Source organism: Lentimicrobiaceae bacterium (genome assembly GCA_020636745.1).
Lineage (GTDB): Bacteria > Bacteroidota > Bacteroidia > Bacteroidales > Lentimicrobiaceae > Lentimicrobium.
Genome location: JACJXH010000003.1, coordinates 245,920 through 260,299 on the forward strand (window position 1 = coordinate 245,920; position 14,380 = coordinate 260,299).

Annotated in this window: 11 protein-coding genes; 2 read left to right on the forward strand and 9 right to left on the reverse strand. The window is 39.8% G+C overall.

Annotated elements, in window-relative coordinates:
* Positions 1 to 42: 42 nt before the first annotated feature.
* The 9 genes from fabG to H6541_06520 form a co-directional block, all read right to left on the reverse strand.
* On the reverse strand, positions 43 to 786 hold the full coding sequence (gene fabG / locus H6541_06480) for a 3-oxoacyl-ACP reductase FabG (GenBank protein ID MCB9015427.1): 744 nt from the start codon (positions 784 to 786) through the stop codon (positions 43 to 45).
* Between the two features lie 9 nt (positions 787 to 795).
* Positions 796 to 1,980, reverse strand: a complete 1,185-nt coding sequence (locus tag H6541_06485; GenBank protein MCB9015428.1) for an acetyl-CoA C-acetyltransferase — start codon at positions 1,978 to 1,980, stop codon at positions 796 to 798.
* A 326-nt stretch (positions 1,981 to 2,306) separates the two neighbouring features.
* Positions 2,307 to 3,536, reverse strand: a complete 1,230-nt coding sequence (locus H6541_06490) for a hypothetical protein (GenBank protein ID MCB9015429.1) — start codon at positions 3,534 to 3,536, stop codon at positions 2,307 to 2,309.
* Positions 3,537 to 3,604: 68 nt separating this feature from the next.
* A complete protein-coding gene (locus H6541_06495) occupies positions 3,605 to 6,436 on the reverse strand; it encodes an FAD-binding oxidoreductase (GenBank protein MCB9015430.1) in 2,832 nt (943 codons plus the stop codon).
* Positions 6,437 to 6,498: 62 nt separating this feature from the next.
* Entirely contained in the window at positions 6,499 to 8,151 is a 1,653-nt protein-coding gene (locus tag H6541_06500) for an L-lactate permease (GenBank protein MCB9015431.1), read from the reverse strand.
* A gap of 276 nt (positions 8,152 to 8,427) precedes the next feature.
* Entirely contained in the window at positions 8,428 to 9,867 is a 1,440-nt protein-coding gene (locus H6541_06505) for a sigma-54-dependent Fis family transcriptional regulator (protein ID MCB9015432.1), read from the reverse strand.
* Entirely contained in the window at positions 9,864 to 11,996 is a 2,133-nt protein-coding gene (locus tag H6541_06510; protein ID MCB9015433.1) for a GHKL domain-containing protein, read from the reverse strand. Before H6541_06510 ends, H6541_06505 begins: the two co-directional genes overlap by 4 nt.
* Before the next feature lie 17 nt (positions 11,997 to 12,013).
* The gene (locus H6541_06515; protein MCB9015434.1) at positions 12,014 to 12,265 is read right to left on the reverse strand and encodes a hypothetical protein; all 252 of its coding nucleotides are present in this window, start codon (positions 12,263 to 12,265) and stop codon (positions 12,014 to 12,016) included.
* A 232-nt stretch (positions 12,266 to 12,497) separates the two neighbouring features.
* On the reverse strand, positions 12,498 to 12,947 hold the full coding sequence (locus H6541_06520) for a hypothetical protein (protein ID MCB9015435.1): 450 nt from the start codon (positions 12,945 to 12,947) through the stop codon (positions 12,498 to 12,500).
* Between the two features lie 85 nt (positions 12,948 to 13,032).
* Between H6541_06520 and H6541_06525 the strand changes: the two genes are divergently transcribed.
* Together H6541_06525 and H6541_06530 are read left to right on the forward strand one after the other, a co-directional pair.
* On the forward strand, positions 13,033 to 13,698 hold the full coding sequence (locus H6541_06525; protein ID MCB9015436.1) for a YggS family pyridoxal phosphate-dependent enzyme: 666 nt from the start codon (positions 13,033 to 13,035) through the stop codon (positions 13,696 to 13,698).
* A gap of 128 nt (positions 13,699 to 13,826) precedes the next feature.
* Complete coding sequence (locus H6541_06530; GenBank protein MCB9015437.1) at positions 13,827 to 14,177, forward strand: carboxypeptidase-like regulatory domain-containing protein; 351 nt, start codon at positions 13,827 to 13,829, stop codon at positions 14,175 to 14,177.
* Positions 14,178 to 14,380: the final 203 nt, after the last annotated feature.

Below are 14,380 nucleotides of genomic sequence, written 5' to 3' on the forward strand. Positions count from 1 at the left end.
AAATTTCACGAAAATTAAATTAGCTTTTCCATAATTGATGAACTAAATTGTAATTCCTCCATCAACGCTGATAGTTGCGCCATTGATATATGCCGCTTCATCGCTTGCTAAAAACAAATAAGCAGATGCAATTTCTTCGGGAGCGCCAAGTCTGCCAAGAGGAACTTTCTCTTCCATGGATTTCAGCACGTTTTCAGGCATTTTCTTCACCATTTCAGTTGCAATAAACCCGGGTGCCACCGCATTTACTGTTATGCCTTTACGACCGAGTTCGCGAGCCAGAGTTTTGGTAATACCAATTACACCTGCTTTGGTTGCCACATAATTCGTTTGTCCGAAATTTCCATAAAGGGCAACTACCGAGGATGTATTTACAATTCGCCCAAACCCATTTTCAACCATGTGGGCACTGATGCATTTGGCACAATTAAAAACGCCGGTCAGATTAACATCTATTACCTGTTGCCATAATTCGGGAGTCATCTTTTTGATTGAAGCATCACGGGTGATACCGGCGTTGTTGATAAGAATATCAATTCTGCCAAATTGAGCAATGGCTTGCTGTGTTGCAGCATCAACCTCAGCAAACGAGGCCGTATTCACTTTGGCAAAGAATGCTTCTCCACCGTTTGCTTTTATTTCGTTTACTGTTTGCGTTCCTTTTTCTTCGTTCATATCCCAGATAATTACCCTGGCACCTTCATCCGTAAATTTAAGTGCGGCGGCACGTCCAAGTCCATCGGCTCCTCCGGTAATAACTGCAATTTTATTTTCAAGTCTTTTCATAATATGTGTTTATTTAATGTTTTCAATAATTAAAGCTGTTCCTTGTCCGCCTCCAATACAAAGTGTGGCCAAGCCCCTGTTTGCATTACGGCGTTTCATTTCATAAATCAGGGTGGTCAGGATTCTGGCACCTGATGCGCCGATGGGATGCCCTAATGCAATGGCTCCACCGTTCACATTTACTTTGAGCGGGTTTATTTTCAGGTCGCGCACAACAGCCAATGATTGCGCTGCAAAGGCTTCATTGGCTTCCACCAAATCAATGTCATCAATAGTCAGATTGGCTTTTTTCAATGCTGCCAGTGTTGCTGGCACCGGCCCATAGCCCATAATTGCAGGGTCGAGAGTTGCATTACCGTATGATAATATTCTGGCCAGCGGCTTAAGTCCAAGTTGAGCTGCTTTTTCGGCTGACATAATAATCAGCATGGCAGCCCCGTCGTTAATTCCTGAAGCATTGCCGGCTGTTACAGTCCCGTCTTTTTTAAAAGCAGGTCGTAATGCTGATAGTTTTTCAATTTTGAGACCGTGTTTAGGAAATTCATCCGTATCAAAAATAACCGGGTCGCCTTTACGCTGAGGAATACTAACAGGAACAATTTCTTCAGCAAACCGCCCGGCTTTCTGGGCTTCTTCAGTTCTGTGCTGACTTTCCAATGCGAAAGCATCCTGCTCCTCACGGCTAATATTCCAGCGTTCGGCTATATTTTCAGCAGTAATACCCATATGGTAGTTGTTAAAGGAATCGGTAAGACCGTCAAGAATCATGCTGTCCATAATCTGTCCGTGGCCCATCCGGTATCCAGTGCGTCCCTGCATCATAAGGTAAGGGGCATTTGACATGCTTTCTGTTCCTCCGGCCAGCACAACATCGGCATCGCCCAGCATAATAAACTGTGCCGCCATAGAAACCGCCCTTAAGCCCGAACCGCAAAGCTTGTTGATGGTCATGGCAGGCTTTGTATCGGGTATGCCAGCTTTAATGGCAATTTGGCGACTTACATTCTGCCCTAGTCCGGCCGAAAGAATATTTCCAATAATTGTTTCTGATATTTCATCAGGATTAATTCCTGCCCGGCGAATGGCTTCTTTGGCAGCTGTGATTCCTAATTCAGTGGCCGAAACCCCTGCCAATGCACCTCCAAAATTTCCGATTGCGGTGCGAACTGCTGATACAATTACTACTTCTTTCATGAAAACAGGTTTACTTTTTTTTCACGAAGAAACAGCATTCACCCGGCCCAAGTCCAGTTCAATTACAAGATTTCAGGGTTGACTTAAAGCAATATATTTGGTTGGATATTTGTTTATAATATTAATATACAGCGTATTAGGTGTATCAATTAAGTTGTGGACTTAATATTTTTAATTTCTATCAGAAGTTAAGGATTAAAAACAGGAATGGGCTTTCAGAAAGAACTGTAAGGGATTAGTTCATCTGAAAAGCCCATGGAAGTTATAATTCTAGCAGAATCAGTATTTAATTCCTTGTCCGGGAATCAATTCAACAAGTATGTTTCCTAGAACGAGTATTTTAAATGGGTTTGTAGCCGGAATCCATCTGCCTGAGTGGTATTGCTTACTGTCCCGTTTGCCTGAACGCTGCCATATGCAGCCATATTGTAACTCCATTCAGTCATAAGAGCAAACTTATGAATGGTAAGGGTTACACGAGGTGCAATACGGTATGTATCATTGATGTCACTTCCCCTTCCATAACGGTTAATTTCAGCCAGTTCATCCGGACTGCTGGAGAGTCCCAGGTTTTTGGAGTATCCACCGAAAACAGAATAGGTGAGCTTTCCTTTTTTTAATAAAAGTTCAGTCCATACAGAAGCTGTTTTCATATTAAAGTATTCAATTGAACCGGTAAGGGGATCAATCGATTCAACATATCCGCCCATCATCAGAAAGTTATACATGTTTTCGCCATAAAGTCCTTGAATTTTAGCAGTAAAATTTCCGGCATCTTTGCGCAAATAAACATTCCCCTGAAATGAGCTCAAGGTTTTTGTAAACTTTAACCCTTCAGTATCCTTTAAGCGTGGTTTTAAGGTTTTTTGACCAATCACAAAGCCGGCTTTCCATCCATCATTTTGGTATTCAAGATTGAGATTAACTTCTGGAACAACAGCATTTCTCATATAATCAGGAGATGCTCCGCCAGGGCCAGTACTGGAAAAGTCTCTTTGCGTGAGTGCACTTATATGGCCACTTAATTTATTCGATAATTTAAATCCAAATCTGATTTGCGGGTTTCTTGATAAAACTGCAAAGGGTGCACCTCCACCCCATCCCGAAACTTCAGGATATGAATTTAAAACAAAGAACGGATGCCAGAATTGTCCAACCAAAAGAGATGTTTTAGCCCATTCAAGTTTGATAATGGCATGCCGCAGGCGCATCATACTGATTACCGGATTGGCATTGCCCACAAAGTCCATTTCAAGTAAAGCACTTGAGCGCGCACCCAACATTTCAGGACCTGACACTTTAGCCTGAAGCCGGCTGTGAATGCTAAACATATTAAAATTGGCAATAGCATTCAAATCATCTCCGTTTGCATCGTTCGAAACCGGAGCAGGAAAAAGAAAAACATCTCCCTCACGGGCAGTTACAGCCTGTCGTGAATCAAATATTGATTCAGAGCTGACAAAACCACCCAGCGTAACAGAATAATCTTTAGCTTCTTGTGCAAAAAGTAAAGCCGGAAAAAGAGCAGCCAAAAGTGGCAAGGTTATTTTTTTCATTTTATATTTTTTAGCGTTTAGACTTTTGTGTTAATGTGAAGAGCCAATCTGAATATCGATAATTCAGATTATACTTTTGCAACTGTTGCTTTATCAACCAGGTAAAGGATTGACTTGTAAGAAATGCCACTATGTTTAGTCAGGCCAATCTCACAGGTCCGGCTGGTAGAATATCCATGAGTTGCTTCTGCAGGAGTTTGCGATTTCAAATTTCTCAACCCGTGAGAATTTAACTCAGGATGGCTAAATCCTCTGTCTCCGGCAAATCCACAGCAATTGGTATCGGGTTTAACAACTTTTTGGGCACACATTTCAGCCAGTTTCACCATCTTATCTTCAAGGCCCATTTTTTTCGCACTGCAAACGGCAAAAACGCTAACAGTTTCATTAATTGGATTGAAAGTCAGATGAGGGACCAGAAATTCAAGCACAAACTCAATGGGTTCATATAATTTTAGTGAATTCCCCATATTTTCCTTCATGGTAAAAAGGCATGGGCTCATATCACATAAGATCGGATATTTACCATGTTCACTTGCTTTTAACAGAGCAGCTTCCAGCTCGTCTGATTTGTTTTTACCCAACTCTTTAAATCCTTTGCTTGAGTATGCCATACCACAACATAAATTGGGCATATTATCAGGATAAATAATTTCGAAACCAGCCTTATTCAGAAGTTGTTTCACTTTTGTCGTAAGGGCAACTTTCTCATCATAATCTTTTGAAATACCCATTGCCTGGTTAATACAAGCGGGATAATACACAACCTTTTTAGGGTTATCACTTAAGTGTGTCGTGGTTTTAATTTTGGGTGCTCCTTTGGGGAAGAAAGGGTTCCATTGAGGTATTTTATCACCTGAAATTTTTCTGGCACCATTTGCAATAACACTCATTGCGCCTGTGCCTAAAATGGTATGAAATGCATTTACGGTGTTAAGTCCGAAGCGGGCATAACCTGTTACTTTATCCATTCGGGGAGCAAGATAAGCTGCTATCTTTTTGTCTCTGTCAGAAAGTTGATCATGCCTGAGATGTTTAACAAGTTTACCAGTATCAATTTTTACGGGGCAGCTCAATGCACAAAGTCCGTCGGTGGCACAAGTTTGAAGAGCTTTGTAATCATACTCCTGTATGAGCGAGGCCAGAATGTGAGGTTGTTCTCCGCTTTTTTCCAATCGCTTCATTTCACGATAAACTGTAATCCGCTGGCGGGGCGACATCGTAAGTTCATGTGCAACACAAGCGGGTTCACAAAACCCACACTCAGTGCACTTATCTACTAATTCGTTTGATGCAGGCATAGGTTTTAAGTTTTTCAAATGAGCTTTGGGGTCATTATTCAGGATTACTCCCGGGTTGAGCAAATTTTCCGGGTCGAAAATATGCTTAATCCTTTTCATCATGTTATAAGCTTTACTTCCCCATTCCTGTTCAACAAAAGGTGCCATATTACGGCCGGTACCATGTTCGGCTTTAAGCGAACCGTCAAATTGTCCGGTAACCATTGCAGCCAGGTCATCCATAAATTCGGCATACCGCTTCACTTCCTTGGGCTCATTAAAGTCCTGGTTAAATACCACATGAAGATTTCCCTCAAGGGCGTGGCCGAAGATAACAGCCTCATGATACTTATACTTGGCAAATAATTGCTGCAAAGCAAGTGTGGCTTCGGCCAACTGCGGAACGGGAAAAGCCACATCTTCAATAATAACAGTTGTACCAGTTTTGCGCATAGCTCCAACTGATGGAAATAAACCCTTCCGAATCTTCCACAATTTTGCATATTCAACCGGAATAGCGGTAAAAGTTATGGGAAGCTCTGCTGGTATCTCTTTTAATGCGCTAATAATTTGCGTTACCTTATCGTCAAGCAATTCTTTAGTGGCTGCGGTAGTTTCGACCAATATGGCAGAAGCTTTGGAAGAAAGGGTTTTCAGATATGCAGGGACATCAGAATCATTTTCAACTGATTTAAGCCCGGCTCTGTCAATCAGTTCAACGGCAGAAACAGGTTCGCTTTTCAATCTGGATACTGCCTGGCAGGCTTTTTCAATATTTGAAAAAATCATGAGCGAACTTGCCTTAAAAGGGTCATCAACTACCGTTTTAAACGTTACTTCTGCCAAAAAGCCGAGAGTACCTTCAGAGCCTATCATCAAATGCTGCAGAATTTCAAAAGGATCATCAAAGTCGACCAATGCATTGAGGCTATACCCCGTTGTATTTTTCATTTTGAATTTTTGCCTGATTCGTTGGCTTAATTCGCTGTCGCTCTGAATATCCCGTGCAAGTTGGGTTAAGTCTTCGAGCAGTTTGCCATGCGACATGCGGAAGGCGTGCCTGCTGTTTTCATCTGCAGTATCGAGTAAAGTACCATCGTGCAAAAGCACTTTCATACTTTCAACTGTCTGGTATGAATTTTCTGCAGTGCCACAGCACATTCCGCTGGCATTATTTGCCACAATTCCGCCAACCATAGCCGCATTAATAGATGCCGGATCAGGCCCGATTTTTCTTTGAAAAGGTTTTAAGAAGTTATTCGCATGTGCGCCAATAACTCCAGGTTCCAGCCTGATTTTGTGACCATTTTCCAGAATATGATGATTTTTCCAACCATTACCGGCAATAATTAAAACAGAATCGGAGATAGCCTGTCCGGAAAGACTGGTTCCTGCAGCCCTGAAAGTAACCGGAATGCCAGATGCACTGCAATCCTTAAGAATGCGCGATACTTCTGCAACATCTTTCGCTTTTATCACAATTTTTGGAATCAGCCGGTAAAAACTCGCATCGGTGCCAAAAGCCAGGGTGCTGAGCGGACTTGTCAACAACCTGCTTTTATCGATGTATTGCACCAGATTGTGGTAAAGTTTCTTGTAATTTTCAGGTAAGTTATTCATAATTCTTTTGTTTTTTTCAGACTAAGGTATCAAGCCTTGTAATGAACTACTTTTTACGGCGATTAAATTGCCGGACTAAAACCGATAAATATCAAAGATCCTATCAGGATGGTGATAAACAGGTAGTAAATGAATGCGGGAAATGAATTTGTACGGATAATCCGGCCTTCAGCTCCCAAACATCCCACAGTAGCAGCAACGGCCACTACGTTGTTTACACAAATCATATTTCCCACTGCAGCGCCAATACCCTGCATTGAAAGCACTAATATTTGAGGCAGGCCTAAAATTGAAGCTGTTTCGAATTGAAATGACATGAAAAGAATATTGGAAACGGTAGCCGAACCCGACATAAATGAGCCTAGCATTCCAATCATGGTAGCAAATAAAGGATAGGCTGAACCGCTAATTTTTGCAGCTGCTGAAGCCATTTCAGTTAACATACTTTCCATTCCGCTTCCATTTACACCTGAGTTAAGCATCAGCTGAACCATACCAACACCGGCAAACAAAGCTATAGCTGCACCTTTTATCTGTTTTAAAGTGAGCATCCAGGCAGTTTTGATGTCTCTGACAGGCATTTTATGCATCCAATGAGTGAGCAAGGCAACTAAAATAAAAGGAATAGTTCCTGGCAGATAAGCCCATTTTAGCACATAATTAAGTCCTTCGATACCAGCAACCTGATTGTATTTAATTTCCTGTGATAACAAGATACTTTTTAAACCAATAGACGGAATTCGGGTAAGGACCAGTATCACAGCTATGAGTAAATATGGGGCCCAGGCTTTCAGCAGCGACATTTTAGCCTGACCGGTAGTACCTGTATCACTATTTGATTTCCATATTTTAGGCCATGCACTTTCTTCCGGGAAATCCCATGAAGTTTTTGGCACAAGAAACCCTTTTTTTGCAGCAAAAATAACAATACCCAAACCGATAAAAGCACCAACGAGTGAAGGCAGCTCAGGTCCGAAGAAGATAGCAATAAGCAGATAAGGAACCATAAATGACAAACCTGCAAAAATGGCAAATGGCATTGCAGCAAATGCAGGTTTAAAAGACTTCTCTTTACCAAAATGGCGGGTTAAAATCATAATTCCAAGCAATGGAAGAAAAATTCCGGCAATAGCGTTAGGAATAGCAATCCATTTGGTAAGGGCAAGCATAAAGCTGTCGGCCCCTATTCCGGCTGGTTCTAAGTTGGCCCCTAAGGTGCTCATGGCTCCGAATATCGGAGTGCCGACTGCACCAAAAGTAACTGCTGTACTATTAAAAATAAGGGCGACTAAAGCTGCGGCTAAGGGCGGAAAACCAAGCCCCACAAGTAAAGGACCTGCCAACGCTGCTGGCGTACCAAATCCGGCAGCCCCTTCAATAAACGAACCAAACATAAACCCAATAATAATGGTTTGAATACGTCTATCCTTTGTAATGCCATTAAAGCCATTGTTAATCGTGGCCATTGCCCCCGACAGCTTGAGTGTGTTGAGAATCAGAATAGCTCCGAAAATAATGACTAAAATATCAATGGCTTTCAGAAACCCGAAAAATGTATATCCGAAAATATGAGACAAACTCATATCCCACTGAAAAAAGGCAACCAGTATAGCCACAAGAAGGGCAAATGGAAGAGCTTTTTTGGCCGGCCAGTTAAATCCGGCCATTAATGCAATTGTTAAAAGGATAGGCAAAAAGGCGAGAAAGGCGCTCATAGTTTTGGCTTTTTTTAGTTTCTACTGGCTTGCCCTAAGTCAATAGAAATGCCAAAAACAAATGATGATATCTATTTAGATAGATTCTAAATATATGTTGCACATTATGAGCTTTTTACGCTACAGGAAATTATTCAGGTTTTAAAAATGGGCATTTTAAGAAACTGATCTGTTTGGAACAGTTGTTATTCTTGTGGTGTTCCGATTGGCACAGCTGTTCCATTTGGATCAGTTAATTGATGCTTGTTTTATAGAAATCAATGACAGGCTGCTCAATTATAATTTTCTTAGCTTGCTTCTTAAAGCACTTCTCGAAATATCCAGATACTCAGCAACTTTCGTTTTATTGCCCTGAAATTTTTTCATGGCCTTTGAAACAATCTCTTTTTCGATTTCTTCGATAGGCAATCTGTTATCGGGAAGCAAAATACTGCCGGGCTCAATTACTGCTCCCATAAGATCATGGGATATGGATGGATTATTAAGCAAAAATGTAATATGATGGGCTTTCAAAATTTCATCATTATAAAGTAAAACAACACGCTCAATCGTATTTTGCAACTCTCTTACGTTTCCGGGCCAAGGGTAATTCACAAGGATTTCACGCGCATCATCAGCAATAAACCTGAAGGCTTTCATTCTTTTAATAGCGTACTTTTCAAGAAACATCTGGGCAAGCGGAACAATTTCATCCTTTCGCTCATTCAAGGGAGGAATTTTGATTTGACCCAAATTGAGCCTGTAGTATAAATCATTACGGAATTCATTTTTTTCAACCATTTGTTTCAGATCTCTGTTGGTGGCAAAAACAAAGCGCACATCAAGTTTAATTAATTTATCGCCACCCACCCGGTAAATCTCGCGTTCCTGCAATGCCCTGAGCAATTTGGGCTGAAACTCCTTCGGCATCTCCCCTATTTCATCCAAAAAAAGTGTGCCTCCCTGGGCCAATTCCATTTTCCCGACCGCACCATTTTTACGTGCTCCGGTAAAAGCGCCTTCAGCATAGCCAAATAGTTCACTTTCAAATAAATGAGGGGCGATGGTAGCACAATTTACTGGAACAAACGGACGCTCGTCGTTCTGCCCATTGCCGTGATGCAACAGTCTGGCAATAATTTCTTTTCCGGTACCGGTATCACCTTGAATTAAAACAGGAACATCTCTTTCTTTATGATATTTTTCGCACATGTTTACTATATTTTTCATGGCCGATGAAAATATACCAATAGAACCTGTTTTTGTAACTTCTCTTAGGGTTGATTGCAGTGTGAATAATTTGGCATTTTCTTCTTTCAGCAATTCATCAGAATTTTTCACCGTGTCTTTCAACTGCAAATTCTCATTTTGCAGCAGGTTAAGTTTCTGAATTCTTTCCAGTGTAATGAGCAGCTCTTCAATATTTACCGGTTTAAGCAGATAGTCTGTGGCACCTGCTCTTAAAGCATTGATAGACGATTCCATATCGCCATGACCGGTCATAATGATCACCTCGGTTGCTGCTCTTATTTTTTTTATTTCTTTTGTTAAATCAATGCCACTCATTCCAGGCATTTTCATATCGGTGACCACAACTTCAAAAGGCATTTCGCTCAGAAATTCAAGTGCATGCTCGCCCGAAACGGCCATTGTAACCTGATGCATTAATTGCTCGCTTAAAAATTGTGCAATTGCTTCACGACTAAGTTTATTGTCATCAACAACCAATATTTTCATAAAATTTCAGGTTTATTCAGTTTATAAAGAGTTAAAGTAAAGGTTACTCCACCCTCTGCATTGTTTTTAAATTCAATTTTTCCTCCAAGTTTTTCAACAAAAGTCTTCACAATGGCCAATCCCAGCCCCGTACCGCCTGATTCTTTCTGGCCGGAATAAAACGGGTCAAAAAGTGTTTCACCAATTTCATCAGGAATTCCGGGGCCGTTATCAGCAATTGAAAGCCGGATATGTCCTGCATTGTCTTTCACTTTAATGACTATTCTTTTTTCGGAGCGCTCAACATTTTTTAAAGCCTGCATTGCATTCACCAACAGGTTGATAACTATTTGTTCAATCTGAATGAATGAAGCTTTGATCATGATTTCATTTTCGGGAAGGATAAGTTTAGTTGTTATTTTTTGTTCAGAAATCTGTGTTTCGAGAAGCGAATAGGCATTGTTAATTATCTGAACCAAATCAACCTCGAGTTCCGATTCTGTCGATGAAGGTGCAATCCAGAAATTTCTCATGTGCCGGATTATCTCATCGATACGTGAGATGCCACTTTTGAGGGTCGTTAACTTGTTTTTGATGATTTCAGGAAGCTCAGTTGAATTCTGGCGCTCCCAATAAGCAATGCTGTCGACTGTAACGCGCAGTGCATTCAGCGGTTGATTTATCTCATGTGTAATGCCCGATGCCATTACCCCAATGGATGCAAGCCGCGATGATTTTTCGAGAATTTGTATGGCTTTAACGTGTTTTTTCTCTACCTCAAGATGCATATTCATTTGCATATTACGTTCCCAGGCGTTGGCAATGAGCTGCACAAGAGTGGTCAGTTCATTTATTTCACTTTCATCCCATTTATAAGTATAAGCCTGCGAAAACCCAGCCATTCCGATTAGCTTTGTTCCAACCCTGATAGGAAAAATTGCAATTGCACCAATCTCACGCTGTTGATAAAATGTTTGCTCTTCAGGAGTCAGGTTAGACAGGTTCTCAGAAATAAAAAAGTCAGATTTTTTGAGCTCCTCAATTATTCTATTCAACTTGCTGTACTCCTGTTTTTTAAGTTCGAGTATTCCTTTCCCTTCAATAGAAAGTTTGCTTCCAATAATGTTTTTAATAGCCCCCCGAACATCAAACTTATACAAGGAAACTTTACCAATATGGTAATGATTGGTAATACGCTGCAGAATTGGATCAGTTACTTTGGTAAAGTCATTGGTTGAATTAAGAAGTACCACAACGTCAGCTATCAACTTTTGAAACTCATACCTGTCTTCAAGATGCTTTTGCTTTTGTTGAAGTGATTTTTCTGCAACAACTCTTTTGCGAATGGCATTAGATAAAATCAAAATAATTGCCAATGCTACAGAAAGAATAATGATACCAATGTTTATCAGCTTTTTGTTGGTTGAATAAAGGCTAACAGGCTTGTTTAGTATCTGCGATTCAGCCGGAAGTTTATTTAGAGATATTTTGTACTTTTTGAGTTGATTATAATCGAAAATATACTGACTAAGACTTTCAATAATGACAGGAATGCTGTCGGGCTGTTTACCCTGAAGTATTTCAATGGCCATTTGGCCGGCTTTAAACCCCTGCTCCTCACCGCTTATCATCTTACCCCCGATTACACGGCCATTCATAAAAAATTTCCAGGTAGTATAAACAGGAGCTTTTACATCTTTGGGTATCAAGTCAATATTATCGCGGTAAGATAAAAACGTCCCATCTTTGTCTTTATTGAAAGTAAGGAGTAATATCACGCTTTGATCGTCCAGGCTGCGAATTGAATCATAAAAATCACTTTTCCGCAGATTGTCCCAGTAAATAAACCGTAACCTTTGATGATAAAATGGTTCAAGTTTTTTCAGGAGATGAATATTTTCAATTGCGGTGGTTGTTTTATTGTCATTGATGATATAAAGCTTATCGCTGTTCTTATGCAAAGCCGTAATCAGGTCAATTGTAGCCTTAAAGTCGGGATCTTCTGTAATGCCGGTAATGCTTTTTTGGTTTTCAATCATGGATGGGCTGTAATTATTGATACCGCAAAAAACAACCGGAGTCTCACCAAAGTATTTTTTTCTGTTTCTCAGCACAAAATCAAGCGCATCATTGTCACTTGTTATCACCAAATCAAAAGAAGTTCCTTTTATTTTATTTCATATAATTTTTCAAGGCCTTCAAAATAGTCCTGATTCAGATTTCTTTTCCTGTCAAGATATTCAAAAAAGAGTTCCACACTTTCCTCAACAGGTTTAAAAGCTCTGTGAATGCCTTTATTCACATTATCAGTCCAGGTTAATCCTTCATTGTAAGAATGGAATACAAGCACTTTTTTTCGCTGTGCCTGAACCAATAACGGAATAAAAAATACAAGAAGTATTATCAGCTTTCCCTTCATCTGATTGAGATTCGTAAATAATAATGAAAATTATTCAGGCTGCTTTAAGATTCTATCCGAAGTGTTTTCAAAAATAGACAATATTTTGCCACAAGGCCTTCACTATCATGAACAGCCTGGGTAAAAGCGATGAGATATTTGTATTGTTGTTTATGTAAACGGCTAAAAACCAACTTACAAGCAACTGAACTCAGGCAATCATTATGCTGAGCAACAGCCTTAACTGGTACTTTTATTGAAGCTTAAGGTAATTTTCGATCAATATTACAATAGCATCAGCAACAAGAATTAAAAGAAACCCGGCCTCATTCTTTAATTTGGCTTTTCCAAGTATTCCTGTTAAAGCCACTAAAAGTGTAACAACAGCAGCCAAAACTGAATTCCCATGCCAGTGATTAAAAATCCATAGCCAGTATAAAAATATAGTGGCTGCCATCAGGCATATTATCGTTCGTTCAAAAATGGGCTTCCTTTTTACGGTTAATCCATAAATAAAAGCCAATGCTACAAAAATCAGGTAAACATAAAATCCTGAAAATCCGAAAGATTTTGGAATAAAAACAGTGATCAGAACACTTGCCGCCATTCCAGTTGTAACAATGGCCGGATATAATTTCCTGGTTACAATGGTATGGTAAATGGCCGATAAGACAGCCAGTAATAAAATTGCGTTTAAAATCATCACATAAAAATAGAGCTTATTTTCTGTATAAAGCTAAAGAATCCCTGAATTATTATAATAAATTTGCATGAGCTACTTTTTAATTATGGAAATCCTTACTGAACATATTAACAATATTATACAGCAGATACCGGCGCATGTAAGCCTCATTGCTGTAACCAAGACACGGCCTGTTGAGGTACTGAGACAGGCCTATGACATAGGTTTGCGTGACTTTGGCGAAAACAGGGTACAGGAAATGATTGACAAGCATTCTAACCTGCCCAGTGATATCAGATGGCACCAGATAGGTCATTTGCAAACCAATAAAGTGAAGTTCATAGCTCCGTTTATTCACTTGATTCACAGTGTTGAAAGCCTGAAATTACTTGAAGAAATAAATAAACAGGCGAAAAAAAACAACCGGGTTATAGATTGTTTGCTTCAGGTGTATATAGCTACAGAAGAATCAAAATTTGGCCTCGACGAAACAGAGATGGAAGATTTACTGTCGTCATCAGCATATAAAACGATGAACAACATCAGAATATGCGGGCTTATGGGTATGGCTACCTTTACTGATGATGTTTCACTTATCAGAAAGGAGTTTACTTCATTGAAAGCGATTTTTGAAACAGTTAAACAAAAGCATTTTGCTAATCTGTCATCTTTCAATCAATTGTCAATGGGAATGTCGGGCGATTATCAAATAGCCATAGAAGAAGGCAGTACGATGGTAAGAATTGGCACAGCGCTTTTCGGCGACCGTTAAGCATTTGCATTAGCCTGATATGTATTGTGCCTAACATCACCTCCATTAACTTAACATTGTTTTAACATTGGCTTAACTTACACTTAAAGATGTCGCTATAAATTTGCAACATCAAAGAAAGATAAGCCATGAAAAACACAATTAAAATATTAGCCGTTACAGCTTTTGCATTATTATTCAGCAGTTTATCATTTGCTGAAGGCCATCCAACTCATTTACCGGTTGCAACAGCAACTGTAAGTGGCACAGTTCAGGATATTAATTCCGGCGAATCGCTTGCTGGTGTTGCTGTATCAGTAGAAGGAACCGATTTGAAGGTTTACACTGATCTTGATGGTAATTTTACTATCAATAACCTTGAACCCGGAACTTACAATCTCATTCTTTCTATGATTTCATATAAAAACAGCTTAATTGAAAATGTTGAGCTGCAGGCTAATGATAAAGAAGAAATGGATATTAAACTCGACAACAAATAACCTCTGCCAGATACTTTGAAAGGAGCCATTTGAAATGGCTCCTTTTTTTGTTTCCGGCATTTTATATTTTAGTGATACATTTTCGGATGTGAAATGAGCAACCTGCGTTTTTACATCAAAAGCAACAAGGAAAGGTGCGGGCGTATTTTTATTTTAATCACCCGATCGCTATACATACCAAAGAGCAGAGGATGTTTATAATT